Origin of the sequence: Streptomyces sclerotialus (genome assembly GCF_040907265.1) — a bacterium.
Lineage (GTDB): Bacteria > Actinomycetota > Actinomycetes > Streptomycetales > Streptomycetaceae > Streptomyces > Streptomyces sclerotialus.
Genome location: NZ_JBFOHP010000002.1, coordinates 2748780 through 2770763 on the forward strand (window position 1 = coordinate 2748780; position 21984 = coordinate 2770763).

Annotated in this window: 21 protein-coding genes and 1 tRNA gene; 7 read left to right on the forward strand and 15 right to left on the reverse strand. The window is 73.2% G+C overall.

The annotated features are described in order from the left end of the window. Window positions 1-48: 48 nt before the first annotated feature. The gene (locus tag AAC944_RS12220; protein ID WP_078888700.1) at window positions 49-1719 is read right to left on the reverse strand and encodes a glycosyltransferase family 39 protein; all 1671 of its coding nucleotides are present in this window, start codon (window positions 1717-1719) and stop codon (window positions 49-51) included. A gap of 157 nt (window positions 1720-1876) precedes the next feature. Here AAC944_RS12220 and AAC944_RS12225 point away from each other — a divergent pair, with 157 nt between their 5' ends. Then, window positions 1877-2767: an alpha/beta fold hydrolase gene (locus tag AAC944_RS12225; protein WP_368397157.1), complete on the forward strand. Its 891-nt coding sequence runs from the start codon at window positions 1877-1879 to the stop codon at window positions 2765-2767. A gap of 105 nt (window positions 2768-2872) precedes the next feature. On the opposite strand, the gene AAC944_RS12230 is transcribed toward AAC944_RS12225, so the two are convergent. The 6 genes from AAC944_RS12230 to AAC944_RS12255 form a co-directional block, all read right to left on the reverse strand. Continuing rightward, window positions 2873-3475: an STAS domain-containing protein gene (locus AAC944_RS12230; protein ID WP_368397158.1), complete on the reverse strand. Its 603-nt coding sequence runs from the start codon at window positions 3473-3475 to the stop codon at window positions 2873-2875. Window positions 3476-3839: 364 nt separating this feature from the next. Beyond that, on the reverse strand, window positions 3840-4409 hold the full coding sequence (locus AAC944_RS12235) for a hypothetical protein (RefSeq protein ID WP_030618134.1): 570 nt from the start codon (window positions 4407-4409) through the stop codon (window positions 3840-3842). Between the two features lie 302 nt (window positions 4410-4711). Then, entirely contained in the window at window positions 4712-6103 is a 1392-nt protein-coding gene (locus AAC944_RS12240; protein ID WP_030618135.1) for an FAD-binding oxidoreductase, read from the reverse strand. Window positions 6104-6219: 116 nt separating this feature from the next. Then, window positions 6220-6963, reverse strand: a complete 744-nt coding sequence (locus tag AAC944_RS12245) for a Crp/Fnr family transcriptional regulator (RefSeq protein WP_037772618.1) — start codon at window positions 6961-6963, stop codon at window positions 6220-6222. A gap of 23 nt (window positions 6964-6986) precedes the next feature. Next, window positions 6987-7646: a chemotaxis protein CheB gene (locus AAC944_RS12250; RefSeq protein ID WP_196943107.1), complete on the reverse strand. Its 660-nt coding sequence runs from the start codon at window positions 7644-7646 to the stop codon at window positions 6987-6989. A 121-nt stretch (window positions 7647-7767) separates the two neighbouring features. Next, window positions 7768-7842 (reverse strand) — tRNA-Val (locus AAC944_RS12255). 233 nt (window positions 7843-8075) lie between these two features. Here AAC944_RS12255 and AAC944_RS12260 point away from each other — a divergent pair. The 5 genes from AAC944_RS12260 to AAC944_RS12280 all read left to right on the forward strand — a co-directional run bounded on the left by AAC944_RS12260 (window position 8076) and on the right by AAC944_RS12280 (window position 12104). After that, entirely contained in the window at window positions 8076-9338 is a 1263-nt protein-coding gene (locus AAC944_RS12260) for a hypothetical protein (protein ID WP_037772620.1), read from the forward strand. A 109-nt stretch (window positions 9339-9447) separates the two neighbouring features. After that, window positions 9448-10140 (forward strand): DUF4383 domain-containing protein, encoded by a 693-nt coding sequence (locus AAC944_RS12265; RefSeq protein WP_078888703.1) that lies wholly within the window; start codon window positions 9448-9450, stop codon window positions 10138-10140. Between the two features lie 100 nt (window positions 10141-10240). Then, window positions 10241-10879: a bifunctional 4-hydroxy-2-oxoglutarate aldolase/2-dehydro-3-deoxy-phosphogluconate aldolase gene (locus tag AAC944_RS12270; RefSeq protein ID WP_030618150.1), complete on the forward strand. Its 639-nt coding sequence runs from the start codon at window positions 10241-10243 to the stop codon at window positions 10877-10879. Continuing rightward, complete coding sequence (locus AAC944_RS12275) at window positions 10876-11850, forward strand: sugar kinase (RefSeq protein WP_368397159.1); 975 nt, start codon at window positions 10876-10878, stop codon at window positions 11848-11850. The genes AAC944_RS12270 and AAC944_RS12275 overlap by 4 nt, the downstream gene beginning before the upstream one ends. A 41-nt stretch (window positions 11851-11891) precedes the next feature. Beyond that, on the forward strand, window positions 11892-12104 hold the full coding sequence (locus tag AAC944_RS12280; RefSeq protein WP_030618155.1) for an FmdB family zinc ribbon protein: 213 nt from the start codon (window positions 11892-11894) through the stop codon (window positions 12102-12104). Window positions 12105-12122: 18 nt separating this feature from the next. On the opposite strand, the gene AAC944_RS12285 is transcribed toward AAC944_RS12280, so the two are convergent. The 3 genes from AAC944_RS12285 to AAC944_RS12295 all read right to left on the reverse strand — a co-directional run bounded on the left by AAC944_RS12285 (window position 12123) and on the right by AAC944_RS12295 (window position 16601). Next, window positions 12123-12875, reverse strand: a complete 753-nt coding sequence (locus tag AAC944_RS12285; RefSeq protein ID WP_368397269.1) for an HAD family hydrolase — start codon at window positions 12873-12875, stop codon at window positions 12123-12125. Between the two features lie 80 nt (window positions 12876-12955). Then, entirely contained in the window at window positions 12956-15430 is a 2475-nt protein-coding gene (locus AAC944_RS12290; RefSeq protein ID WP_030618161.1) for a phosphoribosyltransferase, read from the reverse strand. Continuing rightward, window positions 15423-16601: an HpcH/HpaI aldolase/citrate lyase family protein gene (locus AAC944_RS12295; protein ID WP_030618163.1), complete on the reverse strand. Its 1179-nt coding sequence runs from the start codon at window positions 16599-16601 to the stop codon at window positions 15423-15425. The genes AAC944_RS12290 and AAC944_RS12295 overlap by 8 nt, the downstream gene beginning before the upstream one ends. Window positions 16602-16829: 228 nt before the next feature. Here AAC944_RS12295 and AAC944_RS12300 point away from each other — a divergent pair, with 228 nt between their 5' ends. After that, a complete protein-coding gene (locus AAC944_RS12300) occupies window positions 16830-17936 on the forward strand; it encodes a TerD family protein (RefSeq protein WP_030618166.1) in 1107 nt (368 codons plus the stop codon). Window positions 17937-18009: 73 nt separating this feature from the next. Here AAC944_RS12300 and AAC944_RS12305 read toward each other — a convergent pair whose 3' ends face one another. From AAC944_RS12305 to AAC944_RS12325, 5 genes are all read right to left on the reverse strand, one after another. Next, window positions 18010-18744, reverse strand: a complete 735-nt coding sequence (locus AAC944_RS12305) for a TerD family protein (protein ID WP_030618168.1) — start codon at window positions 18742-18744, stop codon at window positions 18010-18012. 158 nt (window positions 18745-18902) lie between these two features. Next, window positions 18903-20033, reverse strand: a complete 1131-nt coding sequence (locus AAC944_RS12310) for a DUF475 domain-containing protein (protein ID WP_030618170.1) — start codon at window positions 20031-20033, stop codon at window positions 18903-18905. 54 nt (window positions 20034-20087) lie between these two features. Then, the gene (locus tag AAC944_RS12315) at window positions 20088-20663 is read right to left on the reverse strand and encodes a TerD family protein (protein ID WP_030618173.1); all 576 of its coding nucleotides are present in this window, start codon (window positions 20661-20663) and stop codon (window positions 20088-20090) included. A gap of 101 nt (window positions 20664-20764) precedes the next feature. Further along, complete coding sequence (locus AAC944_RS12320; protein ID WP_030618176.1) at window positions 20765-21340, reverse strand: TerD family protein; 576 nt, start codon at window positions 21338-21340, stop codon at window positions 20765-20767. Window positions 21341-21471: 131 nt separating this feature from the next. Further along, window positions 21472-21930, reverse strand: a complete 459-nt coding sequence (locus AAC944_RS12325; RefSeq protein ID WP_030618179.1) for a peroxiredoxin — start codon at window positions 21928-21930, stop codon at window positions 21472-21474. Window positions 21931-21984 lie beyond the last annotated feature (54 nt).

The following is a 21984-nucleotide window of genomic DNA, read 5'->3' on the forward strand; positions in this document are numbered from 1 at the left end:
GATGACACAGGCTCTGAGCGCGCGGGCGGCCGCCGGGGCCCCGGCCCCTCAGCCGGGCTTCCGCACGTGGCCGTCCCGGCCGGGCTTCCGTACGTAGACGTCGACGCGGCGGCCGCGTGTCTCGGTGGTGCTGACACGTGTGAACGCGGTCGCCAGGACCCGCTTCTTCATGGCCTCGCGCGCCGGGACCGGCCGGGCAGCGGGCGGCGCGGCGTCCGTGACCAGCACGATCCGGCGGTGGGCCAGCATCCCGGCCCGGATGCGTGCGGGCGCGTGCTCGGTGCCCTTGAGCGTGCCGCCGGCCACCGGCCCCTCCCGCAGCGCGAGGTCGTCGAGCCCTTCGAACGCCGCCGGGCGCACCAGCTCCGTGTCCCGCCGGGCCGCCGGAAGGAAAAGCACCCCGTCGCCGGGGCGTGCCTGCGCGGCGACCACCTCGGCCGGCCGCAGCACGTCGTCCGCCCGGCTCTGGGCGGTCCGCAGCCCCGTCTCCACGGGCAGCAGCGCCAGGAACCCGAGGGCCGTCACCCCGGCCAGCAGCGCCCCGGTACGGAGCGGGAGGCGCGCGGCGCCGGCCCGTACGGCCGCCGCGACCGCCAGGCCGGCGGGCAGCGCGAAGCCGATGTTGGTGAAGAGCACGTAGCGGTCGAGGTAGAGCGGGCGGACCAGGGAGGCGAGCAGCAGACCGGCCTGGGGCACGACGAGCAGGGGCAGCGCGACGGACGCCAGGGACAGCGCGGCCGGCCGGTCCCCGGCCGCGGCACCGTACGCGTCCCCTCCGCGCCCGGCCCCGCTTCCGCCGCCACGGACGTACGGCACCCGCGCGCAGGCGCAGCCGACGGCCACCAGTGCGGCGATGCCGAGCAGCGTGGTCCAGGCGACCGGCTTGATCCATGACACCTGGTCGGCCTGCGCACGGCTGGCGACTACGAGAGGCAGCGCTCCGGCCACGGCGCACGCGGCGGACCCGAGCCAGCGCACGAGGACGCCGCGCAGGCCCCGGCGGCGGGCGAGCAGCACCGTCACGGCGTGCGCGGGCAGCACCAGCAGCGAGAACCAGTTCAGCAGCGCCGCGCACAGCACGGCGACCGCGTAGCCGGCCCACCACCCCGGGCCGCCGGGGCGCCGGACCGCCCCCGGGCCCGCCACGCCGACGCCCGCGCCCCGGACCAGCAGCCAGGTGGCGACGGCGACCGACGCGGTCACCAGGGCGTAGGCGCGGCCCTCCTGGGCGTAGTGCTGGATGTTGGGGATCAGTGCGAGGACGAGGCCCGCGGCCAGTCCGGCCCAGGGTCCGGCCAGCCGCCGCCCGGTGGCCGCCGTCGCGGCCGCCGCCACCGCGACGGCCAGGACCGACGGCAGCCGCAGCGCCACCAGGCCCGGCCCACCGAGCGTGAAGACGCCGTGCACGAGCAGGTAGTACAGGCCGTGCACGAGGTCGACCTGCCCCAGGAGGTCCCAGATCTCCGGCACCGAACGCCGGGCCGCCTGCCAGGTCGCCGCCTCGTCCCGCCACAGGCTGTGCTCGCGGGTGAGGCCCCAGCAGCCGAGCGCGAGGGCGAGCAGCGCGGGGAGGGCGGTGACCGCCGCGGCGCGCGGGCCGGGCCGTTCGCCCGTGGGCACCGTACGCCCGAAGACCGGCCGCGTCGGCGTGAGTTCCGCGCGGGTCGGGCTGCGGACCGCACGGGCCGGTATCGGTACAGGGGCGAGATCTGCGGACATGGACGGCACTCTACACGCCACGTATACATGCAGTTTATACACGCCTGGTGCGGGTGCGGCGCATCCATGCCGCCGGACGACAGGCACCGAAGTGACCGACTCCGCCCGATCCCTCCCGCCCTTCCCCTCTCCACCGCAAAAGTGTGATCATGGCACCATGAGCAGCGATATGAGGATGCCCGCAGTCGTCGGACCGGACGCGCAGGGCGTGACCGGCACGGGGCCGCACGTGGAGTCGGGCACCGCGCCCGTGGCGGGTGGCGAGCTGTACTACGAGGCGGCGGGCGCCGGCCCGGTGCTGGTACTGCTGCACGAGGGCATGCTCGACCGGACCATGTGGGACGAGCAGTTCGACCGGCTCGCGCGCACCGGCCACCGGGTGATCCGGTACGACGCCCGGGGCCACGGCCGCTCCTCCCCGGTCGACGGGGACTACGCCCACCACGAGGACCTCCGGGCGCTGCTCGGCCATCTCGGCGTCGGCCACGCGACGTTGATCGGCCACTCGCACGGCGCGCGTGTCGCGCTGGACACCGCGCTGACGTACCCGGACGCCGTGGCCGCACTCGTCCTGGCCGCCCCCGGCATCAGCGGCCGGACGTTCTCCGACCCGTTCCTGCTGCACCACATCAGGGAGCAGGTGGCCGCGGTGAGCGCGCCGGGCGGCGTGACGCTCTTCATCGAGCACTTCCTGCGGATGTGGGTGGACGGGCCGCACCGCGACCCCGCCGCGGTCGATCCGGTCCTGCGGGAGCGGGTACGGGCCACGGCGGCCGCCACCGTGACGGCGCACGCCGAGGGGATGGGGCGCGGCACGGCACTGGAGGCCGGCGCGGCGGACCGGCTGGCGGACATCCGGGTACCGACCCTGGTCATGGACGGCGACCTCGACAGCACCGACATCTCCGCCAACGCCCATGCGGTGGCCCTCGCGGTACCGGGGGCCCGGCGGGCCCGTATCCCCGCCGCGGGCCACATGGTGCACCTGGAGAACGCCGAGGAGTTCGACCGCGAACTGGCCGGATTCCTACGGGGCGCCGCGTACTGACGTACAGGGCGCCGCCTGCCGGCCCACAGGGCGCTGCGCACGGGGTCCGGCACCACCGCCCCCCGCGGGCGGACTCGCACCCGCGGGGACCGGGGCGGGCCGGTGTCAGGCGCCGGGAGGCCCGTCGTCCGCCTGCCCGATCAGCTCGAACGGCTCGCGCAGCGCGGCCAGTTTGAGCAGCCGGATCACGATGGGCCGGAGGTTCATGAGCGCCAGCCGGCCGCCCCGTGCCGTCACTTGGTCGCGCAGCCGGCACAGCAGGTCCAGGCCGCTGCAGTCCATGAACGTGACGTGCCGCAGGTCGATCAGCATCGTCTTCTCCTGCGTCTCGACCGCTTCGGCGGCGGCCGTCGCGGAGCCCGCGAACCCGTCGGGGAGTCCGCCGGCCCGTCCCTCGGAAGTGAATCCGGAGAGCGTCACGGGAAACGCTGTCGTCAGTGGAATCGCTTCGACCGGCGCTTCGGGACACACGTCGGGAAGCGCCTTCACCCTGGGAAGGGTTTCGGGAATCCCCCTTGATACCGCCCCGGAGCGCGGAATGGGGAATATCACCGACCGGCGCAGCGCATACAAGGCGTGCAGCGCCAGCAGGACGTCGGCTTCGATGCGTAGTGCCATGGCCAGGTCGAGTTCACCGTGAAGTGCCAGGACCACCGTGTCGCCTCCCTGGCGAACGGATACCTGCACGTCGGCGTCGCTTCCCCCCACGTCACCCCCAGTTGTGCTAAGGCCGTATCGAACACGGCGATGGGCCGATGCGCACCAGGGTCTGGGATGCACAGGCACCGTAACCGGGCCTCGCGACGCAGAATCGATCAGCCATGACAGAACGCCTCTGTCGGGTGAATTTTCGTCACATCGCTTGACGGCATACCAAGCGCCCGCGGCGGCCGAATAACGGCGTAAAACACCGCGGGAAACTCCGAACTCTGCATTTATGCACGGAATCCCGGTCGGAGAAAGCATAAAGCGCGGCGGTCGCCGGTCAACTCTCCGGCAACCGTGTTCCGCCACAGTTCACCCTTGGGCGACCCGTCCCCGCACCCACCCCGACGACCGCGCACTCCGCGGTTCAGCCCTCCGCGACCAGGTCCGTCGCGACGGCGTCCGCCACCCTCTCGCAGGCCGCGACGGGCAGCTGGACGACGGCCGCCGTACGCCTCGCACCGTCCGACGCCAGCTCCGCGACCGCCGGGAACGGACAGCGGAAGGACACCGCGAGCGTGCCGTCCGCACGGCGCCGCACCCGCAGCCGGCCCTCGTACGCCTCCGCGGCGACGGGCCCGGCACCGCCGTCGGCCGGCTCCTCCGCGCCCGGCCCCGCCGGCGCGCGGCATCCGTCCCGGTCGTCCCCCTCCCGGTCGTCGACCTGCACCGCACAGTGCCCGCCGTCCACCTCGATCGTGAGGCGGTAGGCGTCGGCACTGCCGTGGTCCATCACGTAGGCCGTCGCCCGGGCCAGATCGGAGACCACGGACGCGGTCCCCTCCGCCGCGGCACCGAGCGCGTCCAGCACCGCACAGGCGAGGACGGCGGCCTCCTTGTCGCTGCCCGGCCGCCGCCGTGCGCTGATCACCCAGCGGAACGCGGGGGGTCGGCCGGGGGCCGGGGACATACGGGAGACGGCCGTACTCTGCTCCATGGCCGGACCCTGCTCTCCTTCGGAAACGGACTTCTCTCCGAGCTGCCGCTCGTGCGGAACACGCTGAACAGCCGTGACCGAGGTCCAGGGTCACCTGGCCTCACCATAGAACTCACGATCGACGCGGAACCGGCCGATTCCGGCCACTTACCCCCATGACGATCTCAGTCGTCTCCTGGGCTCTCCGCACGTCACATCCGCCCCTCCCGCCGCACTTCCGGCGCGTGAAGTCACCAGGCCTGCATAACCGGCAGAAGGGACATGGCCGTACAGGCCGGCAGGCCGGAGCCGAACGAGAGGCCCTAGGCGGCCCGCGCCGGACGGATGTTGTGGTTGCGGCGGAAGACGTTGTCCGGGTCGTACTCGGCCTTCACCGCGGCGAGCCGGCGGTGGTTGTCGGCGCCGACCCCGGCGACGACCCGGTCGCCGCCCTCGTCCCCGATGAAGTTCAGGTAGACGGTGCCGCTCGACCACGGCCGCACGGCGTCCCGCAGCCCGCGGGCCCACCGCCGGGCCCGCTCGTCGTCGGCCGGGTCCTCCCAGAGGCCCAGCGGGTGCACCGCCCACGGCGCCGAGCGCCAGGGCACCGGGTGGTCCGCCGCGCCGCGCGCGACCGCGCCGCCCTGCGGCAGCAGCAGGTGCTGGGAGGGCGAGGGCACGACCATGTCACCGGCGCACCGGCAGAAGGTGTCGACGGCGGGGTCGGGCAGCTCGGCCAGGTACTCGGCTGACCAGTAGTTCCGGTAGCCGGGCGGGTCGTCGAGCAGGCACTGGAACTCCGCGTACGGCATGTCCGTGATCAGCTCGCCCTCGTGCCCGAGGCGCAGCATCGGCGCCATCACCTCCCGCGCCTCCGCCACCGGCCCCACGTACGTGACCAGGCACGCCACCACGAGACGGCCCACCAGGTGCGCGGGCACGAACTCCTCGGCCGGGCCCGTGAGGTAGAGCAGCCCGCCGCCTGCCTCGTCCGGCGCCGCCGTCATGAAGTCGCGGTACGCGCGCATGACCTCGGGCCCGGCCTCCGGGCGCCACACCAGCAGCCCGAAGCTGAACGCGGGCAGTTCGTGCAGCCGGAGCGTGAAGGAGGTCGCCACGCCGAAGTTGCCGCCGCCTCCGTGCAGCGCCCAGAACAGCTCGGGGCGCTCCGTCCCGCTCGCCCGCACGGCCTCCCCGGCCGCCGTGACCAGCTCGACCTCCAGGAGGTTGTCGCAGGTCAGCCCGTACTTCCGCTCCAGCCAGCCGGACCCGCCGCCCAGCGTGTAACCGCCCACGCCCGTGGTCGACACCCGGCCGCCGGTCGTCGCCAGCCCGTGTGCGGCGGCCGCCCGGTCGAGGTCGCCCATGGTCGCGCCGCCACCGACGCGGACCGTGCGGCTCCCGGCGTCGACCGTCGCGGCGTTCATCCGGCGCAGGTCGACGACGAGACCGCCGTCGTTCACCGCCGTCCCCGCGACGCCGTGCCCACCGCCGCGCACCGCGATCTCCAGGCCCTGTTCCCGCCCGAAACGGATCGCCCGGCCGACGTCCTCGGCGGTCGCGCACCCCGCGATGACCGCGGGCCGCCGGTCGATCATCGCGTTGAACACACCACGGTGCTCGTCGTACCCGGGGTCCCCCGGCGTGATCACTTCCCCCGCGAACCCGGCCCGCAGACCGTCCACCGCCGCACCGCTCGCCTCATGGGCCGCCATCGGACACCCCCTGGTACCGCCTGGGTCCACTCCCCCGGTCCCCCGAGCGTAGCGCCGCCCTCCGCCCCCGCCAGCCCGTCGCGCACGGGCACTTACGGGCTTCCCGCGGAGCGGCTCTAGGCGCCCCCGGACGGCACCGGAGCCGGCGGCAGCACGGCGTCGATGGACTCGCGGAGGGCGCGGTAGCAGCCGCACGCCCTGGCTTCCAGCCGTTCCCGGTCCAGCACGGTGATCGTGCCGCGGTGGTAGCTGATGCACCCCTCCTCGGCCAGCGCGCCGGCGACCTCACTGACCGAGGACCTGCGCACCGCGAGCATCTGCGCGAGGAACTTCTGCGTGAGCAGGAACTGGTTGCTGTGCATCCGGTCGGCCGTCATCAGCAGCCAGCGGGCGCACCGCTGCCGGGTGCGGTGGCTGCGGTTGCAGGCGGCGTTCCGGGCGAGCTGGGTGAACATGGTCTGGGTGTAGAGCTGCATGACGTGCTGGAGCGGTCCGTCCACCAGGGCGAGCTCCTGCCGGAAGAGGTCGGCGTCCATCCGCCATCCCCAGCCGGGGACCTGGCAGACCGCCCGCTCGGTCGGTATGCCGACGCCCAGGAACACCGGGAGCCCGACCACCCCCTCGTCGCCGACGGTGGCGACCTCCACGTCCGGCCCGTCCAGCTCGGCGACGATCGAGCAGACGCCGCGCATGGGGAACCACAGGGCGTCGATCCGCTCACCGGGCCGGTACAGCCTCTCCGAGAGCTCCAGGTCGACCCGCTTGAGCAGGGGGAACAGCCGTTCGCGCTCCGCGTCCGGCAGAGCCGCCAGGAGCCGGTTGCCCAGCAGATCGTCGGGACTGGCTCCGCTGCCCGTCATGACTGCTCGCCTTTCGTCCGGTGTCAGCCGGCGACCGTCGGCGGGATCACCGCCGCCCAGGGCGGCAACGACACCCTCATCAGCCCCGCGGCGCCCGGCACCATCACCAGGCTGACCAGCGCATGAGCCAGCACCGGCAAGGGCAGCACGAAGTCTACGCAGCCGGTCGCGATCGCGGCGCGAGGCATGCCGGAGGCCATCGAAGTGCTGAGGTCCTGGGCGAACACCCGGCCACCGGCCCCCCGGACGTGCCGCACCCCGAGAGCGCCGTCGTCCAGCCGGCCGGTCAGTACCGCCGCCAGGAGACGGGGACCGAACGCGGCGGCGGCCGAGGCGAGGACGTGATCCGCCGTCCGACTGCCGTCCACGGGGTGCAGCGACACTTCGCCCTCGGACGTGAAGGAGGCTCCGTGGCCCGCGGGCACGACATGCGCGACACCGGGCGTCAGCCGGTCGCCGTCGGCCAGTAGCCGCACCGGCAGCGCCGAACGGTAGGCGAGCACCTTGATGAGCGAGTCGTACTCCCGCACCGGCCGGTGCTGCACGAGCACCACCGCCGCCGGGAACCCCTCGGGCAGCTCGCTGAGGATCTCCCGGTAGGCCTCCACACCCCCGAGCGAGGCCGCCAAGCACACCACATCGAAGGCGGCGGCGCCCCCCGCCTTCTGCACGGTACCGAACACGCCCCCAGAGTAATGCCCGCCACCGAACACATCCACCTGCACCTCACTCCGGCCCACCGCTCCCGGCCGCACCACCGGAACGACGAAGACCCCCGTCGAGATCGACGAGGGGTCTTCGCGCTGGTGGGCACAACAGGATTTGAACCTGTGACATCTGCTTTGTAAGAGCAGCGCTCTACCGCTGAGCTATGCGCCCGGATGAACCGACAGACTACCTTGCCTGCGGGGATGGTTCGCAAACCCGTCGGGGGAAGTGCCCGGATGCTGAACCTACCGACCGGTGTGTTCGTCCGTACAGGGTGGGAGAATGGCTTCGGGCCTGGGGCGACGCGAGCGGGAGAGGGTTGTGACGGCGACATACACGCGGCTGTACGAGCGGCGAGCACGTCGTCGGTGCCCACGTCGGCCGCGGCGAGAGTCGGTGGGGGGATGATGGCGTTCGCCGGGGGCGGTACGCGGCGGTGGTTCGGCCGCGGGGAGAGCCAGCGGGCCGAGGCACAGGCGGCGAAGGACGCCGCGGCGGCCGCGTTCTACGAGCTGGACACCGCGCAGCGGGACCTGCGGATCTCGATCGAGACGATCACGGCGGTGGACGACTCGGCCGGGGCGCGGCGGGCCGCCGAGGGGTACACGGGCCTGAGCCGGCGGATCGACGAGGTCAGCCGGACGTACATCGCGGCGGTGGACGCCCACGACCTGGACCGCGACGATCTCGACGGTGGCGCCGCCGCACGGGCGCGGGCGGACCTGACCCGCGCGAAGGACGAGCTGACGGCGGTCGGCAAGGAGCTGGAACGGTTCGCGCAGGGCCTCGGGCCGCTGCTGCAGACCGCTGAGTCACAGCTGGCGCGGCTGGCGCCGGCGGTGGAGCGGGCGCGGCAGGCGCTGCTCGCGGCGACACAGGCGCTGGACTCGGTGCGCGGCAGCGGGCTGAGAGCCGACGATCTCGCGGCGCGGCTGGCGGCGCTGTCGCCGGAGCTCACCAAGCTGAACCAAGGGGCCGGGCAGCACGGCGTGCAGGAGACGATCCGGCGCGCGGATGATGTCCTGCGGCGGGCCGAAGCCGTGCGGAGCGAGGCGGAGCGGCTGCCCGAGAAGGCCGCGGAGATCGACAAGCGGCTGGTGTCGCTGCGGACGCGGGCGCAGGCCATCACGACGCGGGCCGCTGGCGTCGAGCCGGTGCTGAGCGAGCTGCGGCGGCGGTACAGCGTGGCCTGCTGGCAGGACCTCCAGCAGGTGCCCGGCCAGGCGGCCGACGCGGTGCGGCAGGCGGAGACCAGGCTGCGGGAGGCGCAGAGCGCGCGGGACGAGCAGCGCTGGGCGGACGCGACGAGCCTGCTGGCGACCGTACGGGCCCTGCTGAACACGACGGACGAGGCGGTGTCGGCCGCCGGGGACCGGCTGCGGCGGCTGGACGAGGTCTCCTTCGACCGGCAGAAGGAGGTCGAGCGGACGCGGTTCGCGATCCGGGACGCGCAGCGGCTGGCGATGGCGGGCCGCAGTACGCCCGACCCGCGGCACGCCCGTCCGCTGGACGAGGCGGTGGCGCGGCTGGAGCGTGCGGAGGCCGGGCTGGAGGGCAGCCGGCATCCGGACTGGTGGCACTTCCTCACGGAGACGGACGCGGTGCGGGAGACCGCGGCGCGGGTGGTCCAGGCGATCCGTGAGGAGCGGGGCGGCGCCGGCGGCTGAGCGCCGGGCAGACGCACGCCGTGCGATGGCGGCCTCGCGCCCCCTGGCGGAAGCTGGAGGGAGGTACTCCCGCGGTCCCCCGCGTACGTCTGTGCAAAGGAGGCCGGTCATGGCTGTCGGCCACGCCCTCCGCGGGCCTTTCCACCACCCCCGGCGGCGCATCACGCTCGATGAGCACCTGCCCGTCGACCACCGGCTGAGCAGGGTCTACCGGTTCGGTGCCGGACTGATGGGGCTGGTCCTCGTCGCCTTCGGCATCCTCGGCCTGATCGACCGGATCGGCTTCTTCGACACCGGCGGCGACACGGTGGCCGGGCTGAACACGAACGGCGCGCTGAGCGTGCTGTCCGTCGTCATCGGCCTGCTGCTCTTCGTGGGCATGGTGCTCGGCGGCAATACCGCCTCCACCCTGAACGCCGTGCTCGGCGTCGCCTTCCTGCTGAGCGGCTTCGTCAACCTGGCGTTGCTGGAGACGGGCTTCAACTACCTCGCCTTCCGCCTCCAGAACGTCCTGTTCAGCTTCGTGGTCGGGCTCCTGCTGCTGGTCTTCGGCATGTACGGCCGGGTCAGCGGCGGCCTGCCGCACGACAACCCGTACTGGCGCGCCCGGCACCCGGACGAGGTGCCCCGCTCCTCCCGCCTCAACCCCCAGCAGGCGGCGCTGCTGCGGAAGGCCGCGCGGGAGGCGCAGGAGCGGGAGCTCACGAGCCGGGAGCACCGCGCCCGTACGGCACGGCGGCACAGCCGGGAGGCGGGGCTCCGGCAGAAACTGGCACGCGCGCGGCGGCGTGGCGGCGCGTGACGGGGCAAGGACGCGTAACGGGGCGGGGGCACCGCGCCTGACCGGTGATTCAGAATGGCGGCAGCAGGACCTCCGCACCGCCGCACCCACCGGGAGAATCATGGACTTCAGCGCAGCGCTCCGGGCCGGGCGACTCGTCGCCATCATCCGCGGCCAGGACCCGGAGGCCGCCTTCCGTACGGTCATGGCCCTGGCCGAGGAGGGCGTACGGCTCGTCGAGGTCTCGCTCAGCGGCGCGGACGCGCTCGGTGTCATCCGGCGGGCGCGGCAGGAGCTGGGGCCTGACGCGTGGCTGGGCGCGGGTACGGTCACCACCGCCGAGGACGTCGCGCGGGCCGCCGAGGCCGGGGCGAACCTGGCGGTCACGCCGGGGCTGGGCGCGGGCGTCGACGAGTGCGTACGCCGTGAGCTGCCGGTGGTGGCCGGGGTGCTGACGCCGACCGAGGTGATCGCCGCGCGGGCCGCCGGGGCGACGGCCCTGAAGCTGTTCCCCGCCTCCCTCGGCGGTCCCGCGTACCTGAAGGCGCTGCGGGCGCCGTTCCCGGAGCTGCCGTTCGTGCCGGTGGGCGGCGTGGACGCGGCCGCTGCCCGTGCCTACCTGGCCGCGGGCGCGGTGGCGGTGGGCGTCGGCTCGCCGCTGATCGGGGACGCGGCGGACGGCGGCGACCTGGCCGGGCTGCGCCGCCGCGCCGCCGACTTCCTGGAGGTCTGCGCCGAGGGCGCGGAGGGGCTGGCGTGAGCGGTACGCACACGGCCGGGCCGGAGGTGCTCACCCTCGGCGAGACCATGGTGGCCCTGCGCGGCAGCGGACCGCTGAAGCTGGGCGGCACGATGCGGGTGTCCGTCGCGGGCGCCGAGAGCAACGTGGCCATCGGGCTGGCCCGGCTGGGGCACCGGGTGCGCTGGGCGGGCGCCGTGGGTGACGACGAGGCCGGGCAGCTGGTGCTGCGCACGCTGCGGGCCGAGGGCGTGGACGTGTCGTACGCGGCGACGGACACCGGCGGGGCGCCGACCGGGCTGCTGATGTTCGAGCCCCGGCTGCCCGAGGTGACGCGGGTGCACTACTACCGGGCGGGGTCGGCCGGTTCGCGGCTGCGCGCCGAGGACGCCGAGCGGGCGTTCACGGCCGCGCCGCCGCGCATCGTGCACCTCACGGGCATCACGCCCGCGCTGGGCCCCGAGGCGCGTGAAGCCGCCGAACGGGCCCTGCGGCTGGCCCGCGCGCACGGCAGCACGGTCTGCCTCGACGTGAACTTCCGGTCCCGGCTGTGGGACGCGGAGGCGGCGGCCGAGGTGCTGACCGCCTGGATACCGTCCGTGGACGTACTGATCGCCTCGGAGGACGAGCTGCCGCTGTGCCTGCCGGAGAGCGTGTCCTCTCCTGCCGCTCAGGCCGCGGAGCTGCTGCGAACCGGGGTCGGCGAGGTCGTGGTCAAGCTCGGCGCGGCGGGCGCCACCACGTACACGGCGGACGGGCCGCGGCACGCGCCCGCGAAGGCCGTACGGGCGGTGGACGCGGTCGGCGCCGGCGACGCCTTCGTGGCGGGGTACCTCTCAGCGCTGCTGGACGGCGAGCCGGTGGCCGGGCGGCTGGCACGCGCGGTCACCACGGGCGCGTTCGCGGTCGCCTCGCCCGGCGACTGGGAGGGCGCCCCGACCCGCGCCGAACTGGGCATGCTGGGCGCGGCACCGGGCACGGTGGTGCGCTGAGGCCTTCCCTGTCCCGCGGCGGGCCGCCGTATTCTTCTCCCATGCCCCGATACGAGTACCGCTGCCGCTCCTGTGAGACGACCTTCGAGGTCAGCCGGCCGATGGCCGAGTCCGCCGCGCCCGCGCCCTGCCCCGAGGGGCACGCGGACACGGTGAAGCTGCTGTCGGCCGTGGCGGTGGGCGGCACGGCCGCGGCGCCGGCCCCGAGCGGTGGCGGTGGCGGCGGCTGCTGCGGGGGCGGCTGCTGCGGTTGAGCCGCCCCGGCCGGCTCCTCAGGCCGCGGGGCCGGCCACCTCTCCCAGGAACGCCCTGACGATCTCCTCCCCCGCCGCAGCGCCCCGCTCCTCCAGCGCGGTGACGTGCGGCGCGGACCAGCCCGCTTCCGCCAGTTCGCCGTGGCCGGGGCGCCAGCCGCGGTCCGCCGCCAGCAGCAGGTCGGCGTCGAGGAGGGAGTCGCCGGCCGCCAGGACGCGGCCGGCACCCGCGCGGCGCGCCGCCTCGCGGACCGCCTCGCTCTTCGTGAGCGGCTTCGGCACCGCGTAGACCTTGCGGCCCTGGAGGGAGACGGTCCAGCCGCGCCCTTCGGCCCAGCCCGCGAGGTCCTTCACCCAGGTCTCCGGCAGCCGCTCCCGGTCGACGACGAGGTACGCGAAGAGGTCTTCGGCGGTGCGTTCCTTCAGCAGCCAGGACGGGTCCGCGGTACGCAGCAGATGTGCCCGTACCTCGTCCAGCGGGGCGCACTCGGCGGCCAGCCGGGCCGCGACCGTCCGCTGCCAGTCCCGGTCGGACTCGCCGTCGACGAGGAGGTGCCCGCCGTTCGCGCAGACCGCGAACCGGGGCACGGGGCCCGGGAGGTGGATGCGGCCGTACTGCTCGCGGGTGCGGGTGGTGGCCGGTACGAAGCAGGCGTCCCGGGCGGCCGCCAGGGTGGCGAGCAGCGCGGCCGCGGTCTCGGTCAGGTACGACAGCGGCTTGTGGCCGTACACCTCGACGCAGAGCAGGCGGGGTGCCTGCGCGTCGGGCATGGTCAGGCCGAGGGCCGCGGCGGAGTAGATGAGGGTGCGGTCCAGGTCGCTGGCGACCAGCACGGGCGTCGGGGAGCCGGTCACTTCGCCGCCACCGCCTTGCCGTCGGCGCCGGTCGCGCCGCGGGTGTAGCGCGGGTGGATCAGTCCGACGCAGCTGTACGGCAGGCCGTCGGTCTCCTCCACGGGCACGCCGCGCTGCGCGGCCAGCAGCCGGATGTGTTCCAGGTCGGCGCCCGCGCCCTTGCGCGCGAGGATCTTCCAGGGGACGCGGCGCAGCAGGACGCGGGTGGTCTCGCCGACCCCCGGCTTGACGAGGTTCACGTCGTGGATGCCGTACTCCTCGCTGATCCGCTCCACCGCTGCCCAGCCCTCCCAGGTGGGCGCGCGGTCCGCGGCGAGCAGCGCCGCGGCGTCCGCGCGGGCGTCCGCCGCGACCTCGTCGAAGCGGGCCGCGACGGTGTCGAGGAAGTGCTGGGAGACGTCCGTTTCCGCCAGCTCGCGGTAGAACTTCGCGCCGTGGAAGTCGTCCGGGCCCACCAGGTCGGCGCGGAGGACGGTACGGGATATCAGGCCGGAGACCGTGGAGTTCAGGCAGGCGGAGGGGATGAGGAAGTCGTCGCGGGTGCCGTAGGTGTCCACGCAGCCGCCGGGGTCGGCGAGGACCGCCATCCGCGGGTCGAAGCGCGCGCCGGGGAAGTCGCGCAGCGCCTGCGCCAGTTCGCGGGTGATCGCGCCCTTGCCGGTCCAGCCGTCGACGAAGACCACGTCGGCCGGGTCGTGGTGGGCGGCGAGCCAGCGCAGCGCGGTGGTGTCGATGCCGCGGCCGCGGACGATCGATATGGCGTAGTGCGGCAGGTCCAGGCCGTGTGCGTGCTGTGCCCAGCGGCGCATCAGGACGCCGACGGGGGTGCCGGCGCGGGCGAGGGAGACCAGGACCGGGCGCGGCGACCGCTCGGCGAGGACCGTCTCGGTGACCGCGCCGACGGCGCGGGCGATGCGGGCCGCCGAGGTGTCCAGCGCCGCGCGGAAGAGGGCCTGGTACTCCTCGCTGGGCTGGTACTCCACGGGCAGCGACTCGGCGTAGTGCGCGCCGCCGCGCTGGATGGCCTCCTCGCGCTCCTCGGTGGGCGCTTCGAGGGTGACGTCGGAGAAGTCCTGGAGCAGCCAGCCGACGTCGTCGGGGGCGTAGGAGGAGAAGGCGGGGCCGCGCAGCGGTCCGGCGCCCGGTCTGTACGCGGGGACGACGCCGAGCAGGACCTGGTCCGTGTGCGCGGCGAGGGAGGCCAGCAGGCCGCCCGGCGCGTGCAGTTCGGGGGTGTCGCCGGCCGAGTCGACCAGCGCGACGACCGCGTCGAAGCGGCGGCCGGGGTCCGCGCCGGGCGCGACGTTGTACGCGTACCGCTCGCCCGGGCCGTCCGCCGGGCGGTCGTGCGCCGGGAAGGCGAGCTTCGTGCGGATCGCGTAGCCGGGGTCGTCCACGGCGAGCACCGGGGAGCGCGTCGTGGTGGAGAACCGGATCTCCGCGGGCAGCGCCTCGTCCAGCGCGCAGGCCAGCCGCAGCGGCGCGTACATCAGCTCTTCGTTGCCGAGGACGAGGACGCGGGCTTCCTCCTTGCGTCCGGTCTCCCCCAGCGCGGCCGCGATCCGGGCCGCCATGGCCGGCAGCGCGGCGTCCAGCCGGGCGCGGTGGTCCGGGGTGAAGCCGTGCCGGCCGCCGTCCGGGAGACCGGCGGGCCACTCCAGGGCGGTCCGGGTGATCTCGGCGCCGGCCGCGTCCCGGGCGGCGGGCACAGTGGCGGCGGGCTCCATGCCGTACTCCGCCACCAGCGCCTGGCCGCGCTCCAGTACGTCCGCCGGGAGCGCGGCCGTGCCGGCGGCCAGCGCGACCAGGTCGACGCGCGCCCCCAGCTCGGCGGCGAACTTCTCCAGCCGGGCGCGGTCCGCCGCGGAGCGCATGTCGGTCAGGGCCACGATCACGTACCGCGCGCGGGGGTAACGGGCGTGCAGGGCCGCGATGGTGTTGAGGACCGTGCGCCCGGTGGAGAACTCGTCGTCCACCAGGACCAGCGGGCCGTCGCCGGCGAGCAGGGCGGGGTCCTCGGGGAGCAGCAGGTGCGAGGTGGCGTGGCTGTGCTCCTCCTCGAAGCCGCCGGCCTGCTCGACGCCGGGCACGGGGCGCCGGGTGGAGTGCAGGTACGTCGCGAGCGCCAGGCCGTCGGCGACGCTGTGCCCGAGGCCGGTGGCGGTCTCGGCGTACCCGAGGACCACGGCCCGCGCGGCGGCCTCGTCGCCCAGCAGCGCGCGGACCCGGCGGCCGAGACCGTGCCCCGCTTCGTACACCACGTCGGGCCGCTGCGGCACATGCTTGCCGAGCACCTGCGACACGAGCAGATGGGCCCGCTTGGGGTTGCGCCGCAGCGCGAGCCCCAGCAGGCCGGACAGCCCGTCCTCGCCGTTCAGTTCGACCCCGAGCCGCTCCGCGACCCATGTGCCGGTCCACACCACTGTGTTGTCCCTCTTCTCAGGCGTGTTCTCAGGCGTGTTCTCAGGCATGCGGCACGCTTGCCGCCAGCAGTTCCACGAAGCTGACGCCTTCGCGCGCGACCCCGAAGGCCTCGGCGCGCAGCAGCGTGCGCTCCGCCCAGGCGCGGTGCGGCTTCACCTCGTTCATCTTGTTCGTGTACGAGGAGCGCAGGACGCCGCCGCCGTGGGCTTCGGGGCGCAGGATGTCGGCCGCGTCGGTGAACTCCTCGTGGCTGACGACGGAGAGGGCGTGCACCGGGGCGACGTGCGAGGGGTGGATGCAGGTCTTCCCCTGGAGGCCGTTGGCCCGGTCCAGCTCGATCTCGCGGAGCAGGCCGTCCATGGCGTGCTCGATGAGGGAGGTGCGCAGCTCCTCGGCGCGCCCGAGGAAGGGGCTCTGCCGCAGCTGCGGCTTGAACATCCGCTCGTGCAGCCGGAAGTACTCCCAGACCGGCCCGGTGACGGTGAAGCCCGTGCCGTCGGCGCGGCCCAGGACGTTGACGACGTCGGCGATCACGGAGGCGACGATCCGTACGTCGTAGGCGGTCATGTCCGGCGCGCGGCGCAGGCCGTAAGCGGAGCAGAAGTCGGTGACGCCGAGGCGCAGCGCGAGGACGCGGTCCCGGTAGGCGTCCACGGTGCGGGCGATGCCCTGCAGCGTCTCCGTGCGGCTCTCCAGGTGGAGCAGCTCGGGGGACTCCAGGACCGGCATCGCGAACAGCCGCCGCCCGCAGGACGCTTCGGCGGCGGCGAGGGCCTCCAGGAAGGGGACGCCGCGCAGCGCGGTGAACTTCGGCAGCACGAAACCGGAGAGCAGCCGGACGGCCGGACCCAGCCGCCGGGCCAGGTCGGGGATCTGGTCGGGGGTGCGGACCCGGACGAAGAGCAGGGGCAGCGGGGTCTCCGGCGCACGGAGCACGGTTTCGGCCAGCTCGTCGAACTGCCGTACGAGGTTGTCCTCACCGGCCGCCACGTCGCCGTCGCCGATGGAGTCCTCCAGGCACAGCACCATCGACACCACGCCGCGCGCCGCCTGCTTGACCACGTCGGCGGCCAGCCGGGGCCTGGTCGCGGGCGAGTAGAGGGTGGCACCGAGCGCGACGGCGAGCAGCCGCTGCGGGGAGTCGGCGGTGAACTCCGCAGGCTCCTGGTGGAACAGCGTCGCGCGTACGTCGGGCGGCAGGTGTCCGAAATGACGCATACAACTCCCCGGGTGCGGGCGGGATTCGGCCACCCCTGTGGTTCTTTCCTCGGTTTCCGGTGTCCGGATCCGGCCGGTAATCGTACGTGTGGACCCCTGCGGAAAGTTCCCGCGCGGGTGAAAATCACGTGTCATGAGCCCGGCCGGCGGGTGCGCGCCGCCGCCGTTCCCGCGCGCCGGGGCGCCCCCGCGTTGTCCGGCACCCCGTTCAGCAGGCAGGATGACGTCATGACGCACGCCATGCAGAAGGGGTCGAACGTGCCCCTCGACGCCACTGCCGTACGGGCCGTCCTGCGCTGGACGCCGGGCACGGGAGTGCCTGACGTGGACGCCTCGGCGCTGCTGCTGGGCGCCGAAGGGCGGGTGCGGTCGGACGCGGACTTCGTGTTCTACAACCAGCCCCGGCACCCCAGCGGCTCGGTGCGTCACCTGCCCAAGAAGCGGCTGCCCGACGCGCTGACCGACACCGTCGAGGCGGACCTCGCCGCGCTGGACCCGTCGGTGGACCGGGTGGTGGTGGCCGCTTCCTCGGACGGCGGCCCGTTCGGCAACGTGACGGACCTGCGGGTGGAGCTGTACGACGCGGCGCAAGGAGACGGCGGGCCACTGGCGGTGTTCGAGGTGGAGCCGGAGACCGGCGACGAGACGGCGCTGATCTGCGGCGAGCTGTACCGGCGCGCCGACGCCTGGAAGTTCCGGGCGCTGGGCCAGGGCTACGACAGCGGACTGGTCGGGCTGGCGACGGAGTTCGGCATCTCGGTGGACGAGAGCGAGGGCGAGGGCACCGGGGACACCGGGGACGGGACCGGTGCCGCGCGGACGGCCGACGGGGCGACGGCCGCGCCCGGGGCCGTGCCGGGGTCGGAGGACGTGACCCGTGCCGTGTCCGAGCCGCCGGCCGCCGTGCCGGCGGCCGGCTCCGAGGACGTCACCCAGGCCGTGCCCGAGCCGGTGCCCTTCCCCGAACCGGCCGCCGCCGAGTCCACCGGGGCCGCCGCCGCTGCCTTCCCGGCGCCGCAGCCGCCCACCGGCGCCCCGGCGGGCGGCTACGGCTACCCGGAGAACGTGCCCCCGCCGCCCGCGATGCCGCCGGGCCCGCCCGCGTACGGCCATCCCGGGCCGCCGCCCGAGCAGCCCCCGGGCCCCGCGTACGGCTATCCGGGCCCGCGGCAGGAGCCGGGCCAGGCGCAGCCCGCCTACGGCTATCCGCAGCCGCAGACCGCGGCCACCGGCTACGGCTACCCGCCGCCCGCGCCCGGGCAGCCGGCCGGGCCGGTGCCGGAGAACGGGCCGCTGGTGCTGCCGCCGCAGGGCCCGCAGTTCCAGCGGCGCTGAGCCGCCCCGGGCGGCGGCTGCGGGGCGGGAACGGCTTCGAGGGCGGGCGCCGCGCACCGCGGGCGCCCGGTCCTCACACCTTGGTCTTGTAGCCGCGGCCCCACTGCAGGCCCCAGCCGTACAGCCGGTCCAGCTCGGCCTGGAAGCCGTAGACGTACCGCACCTCACGGCGCACGGTCAGCTCGCCCTTGACGTTCTCCAGCATGAAGACGGCGCAGGAACGGGCCTGCGGCGCCCGCTCGTCCAGGCCGATCTCCACGCGCGGCCCGCTGCTCGGGTAGAGCGTGAGGACGGCGTGGGTGCGGTCGAAGGCGGGGGTGCCGTCGTAGATGTAGACGAAGATCAGCAAGCGCTTGAACTCGTCCTGGTGGTCGAGGTTGATGTAGAGCGTCTCGCCGGACCCCGAGCCGAACCGGTCGTCGCCGCTGAGCTGGATGTACGGCGGGCTGTTGAGGTCGCCGAGGAAGTTCCCCAGCGGCTGCACGACGCCCTTCGTGCCGTCCTTGAGCTCGTACATGCACGCCAGGTCGAGGTCGATCTTGACCACCGCCGGGCCCTGCGCCTGCACCACCTCGGGCTTGAAGATCTGGCCCGGGTGGCGCCAGATGCTCTTCCGCCGGCCGCTGAACTCCGCGAAGTCCGTGGTGCGCATCTGCCAGGAAAGGTTGACCCGGAGGTTGCCGTTGGCCGCGCCCTGTTTGGTCAGCGAGACCACGGGATCGCGTTTGGTCAGTTTGACGACGTACGACGCTCCGCCGTTGTCGAACTGCGGCGTTCCGCCGCGTCGCCAGTTCCCCAAGAACGACACTTCGCCCCACCCCTCGCTTGCGGGTCCATCGCATCCAACTGCCGCGGGGCGGCCCGAGGAGCCGGTGGGGCCGGGGGCGGTGCCCCCGGTCCCGGCTCTCGTGGCCGCCCCGCAGAGAAGCGTTCCTCAATCAGGCGCCGGTCACACGCGGGCGCCCGTCACACTCCCGAGCTGACCTCGGACTTCGGTGGTGATCCCGCGCCCGACTTGGCCTCCAGCCGGTTCTTCCGTACCGAGGACCAGAAGGACAGCGCGATCAGGAGGACGCCGATCCCGCCCGTGATGACCTCGTTGATCTCGTACTTGATGGTGATGAGGAGGATCACCGCCAGGGCGCCGATCGCGTAGTGCGCGCCGTGCTCCAGGTAGACGTAGTCGTCCAGGGTGCCCTTGCGGACGAGGAAGACGGTCAGCGACCGGATGTACATGGCGCCGATGCCCAGACCCAGCGCCATCTCGAAGATGTCGTTGGTGATGGCGAAGGCGCCGATGACGCCGTCGAAGGAGAAGGACGCGTCGATGACCTCCAGGTAGAGGAACATGAAGAACGCGGCCTTGCCTGCCAGGCCGACGGCCGAGCCGTTGCCGTTCTTCTTCGCCGGCGCGCTCGCCTCGGCGTCCGCGTCCTCGTCGGCGTCCTCCAGCTTGTCCTCGAAGTAGCCGGAGATGCCGCCGACGAGAAGGTACGTCAGCAGGCCCGCGACCCCGGAGAGCAGGACGGTGGCGCTCTTGTCACCGCCGCCGTGCGCCACGTCGGTGGCCACGGTCATGGCCGTGACGAGCAGGACGACCAGCGCGATGATGATCGAAAGGGTTTCGAGCTTGCCCAGCTTGGCCAGCGGCTTCTCCAGCCAGGCCAGCCACTTGTGGTCCCGCTCCTCGAAGATGAAGTCGAGGAAGATCATGAGCAGGAACATGCCGCCGAAGGCCGCGATGGCCGGGTGGGCGGCGGTGACGAGGTGCTCGTACTGGGCCTTGTCGTTGATGGCGAGGTCGACGGCCTCGATCGGGCCCAGCTTGGCCGTGATGGCCACGATGACGACCGGGAAGACCAGGCGCATGCCGAAGACGGCGATCAGGATGCCGATGGTCAGGAAGATCTTCTGCCAGAAGGCATTCATCTTCCGCAGGATTCCGGCATTGATGACCGCGTTGTCGAACGAGAGCGAGATCTCCAGGATCGAGAGGATCCCGACGATCGCGAGCCCCTGCCACCCCCAGAGGACGCCGGCCAAGGCCAGGCCCGCCGCCGTTACGGCGAATGACCAGCCAAAGGTTTTCAGGACCACTTCCTACCCAATCCCTCGTTGTGTGGGGTCCCCCGCGCACGGGTGGACGGCGCTTTACGAAACGTTGACCCCGAAGTCTAGAGCGATGCCCCGCAGGCCCGACGCGTACCCCTGTCCGACGGCCCTGAACTTCCACTCACCGCCGTACCGGTAAACCTCACCGAAGATCATTGCCGTCTCCGTGGAGGCGTCCTCGCTGAGGTCGTAGCGCGCCAGCTCGCTGCCGTCGGCCTGGTTCACCACGCGGATGAAAGCGTTGCTGACCTGCCCGAAGCTCTGGCCGCGCGCGTCCGCGTCATGGATCGAGACGGGGAAGACGATCTTCTCGACCCGGTCCGGGACCTTGCTGAGATCCACGAGGATCGATTCGTCGTCGCCGTCACCCTCACCGGTGAGGTTGTCGCCGGTGTGCTCGACGGAGCCCTCGGGGCTCTTGAGGTTGTTGTAGAAGACGAAGTACTCGTCCCCGAGCACCCGGCCGCTGCTGCACAGCAGGGCGCTCGCGTCCAGGTCGAACGGCGCGCCGGTCGTGGAGCGCGCGTCCCAGCCGAGGCCGACCATGACCTGGGTGAGGTTGGGTGCGGCCTTCGAGAGGGAGACGTTGCCTCCCTTGGCGAGTGTGACGCCCATGTTCTTCGCTTCCTCCCCGTGTCGGTTCTGCTCTGGTCCCAAGCGCGCCCGGCGCCGCACTCCCCTGGGGGGCGTACGGCGCCGGGCGGGTACGTCCTCGGTCAGACGTTCACGCCGAAGTCCTGCGCGATGCCGCGCAGGCCCGAGGCGTAGCCCTGGCCGATGGCCCGGAACTTCCACTCCGCGCCGTTGCGGTACAGCTCGCCGAAGACCATGGCGGTCTCCGTGGAGGCGTCCTCACTCAGGTCGTAGCGCGCCAGCTCGACGCCGTCGGCCTGGTTCACCACGCGGATGAAGGCGTTGCGGACCTGGCCGAAGCTCTGCTGGCGGGTCTCGGCGTCGTAGATCGACACCGGGAACACGATCTTGGCGACGTCGGCCGGCACGCCGGCCAGGTTCACCTTGATCTGCTCGTCGTCACCCTCGCCCTCACCGGTGAGGTTGTCCCCGGTGTGCTCGACCGACCCGTCCGGGCTCTTCAGGTTGTTGAAGAACACGAAGTTCTGGTCGTTCGCGACCTTGCCCTGGTCGTTGGTCAGCAGGGCGCTGGCGTCCAGGTCGAAGTCGGTACCGGTGGTGGTACGCGCGTCCCAGCCCAGACCGACGATCACCGCGGTCAGATTGGGGGCTTCCTTCGTCAGCGAGACGTTGCCGCCCTTGCTGAGGCTGACTCCCACGAGTCCTCCCATAGATTCGAGGGGTACGTAAAGCGCCCCCGTCGTGCATGGCATCAGAACAACGATTTGATCCTAGTGACCGGTTCCCACCGATTACCTGCTGTTGCCCCGGAGGGTTGCCGGTTGTTGTCTCAGAGGGTGTCGAGCGCCTTGGCGTACTCGTTCAGGTCACGCGCGTCGGGCAGGCCGTTGACGACCGTCCAGCGCACCACGCCCTCCTTGTCGATGATGAAGGTGCCGCGCACCGCGCAGCCCTTCTCCTCGTCGAAGACGCCGTAGGCGCGGGAGGTCTCGCCGTGCGGCCAGAAGTCCGAGAGCAGCGGGTACTCCAGGCCCTCCTGCTCGGCGAACACCCGCAGCGAGAACGGCGAGTCATTCGAAACGGCGAGCAGCTGCACGTCGTCGTTGACGAACTTCGGCAGCTCGTCGCGGAGCGCGCACAGCTCGCCGGTGCAGACGCCGGTGAAGGCGAAGGGGTAGAAGAGCAGCACGACGTTCTTCTCGCCGCGGAAGTCGGAGAGCTTGACGGTCTCCCCGTGCTGGTTCTTCAGCTCGAACTCCGGAGCCTTCGCGCCGACCTCGATCGCCATGGGTTCTGTTTCCCTTCGCAGATGCTGAACAGATACCCGCCAACCCTACGTGCC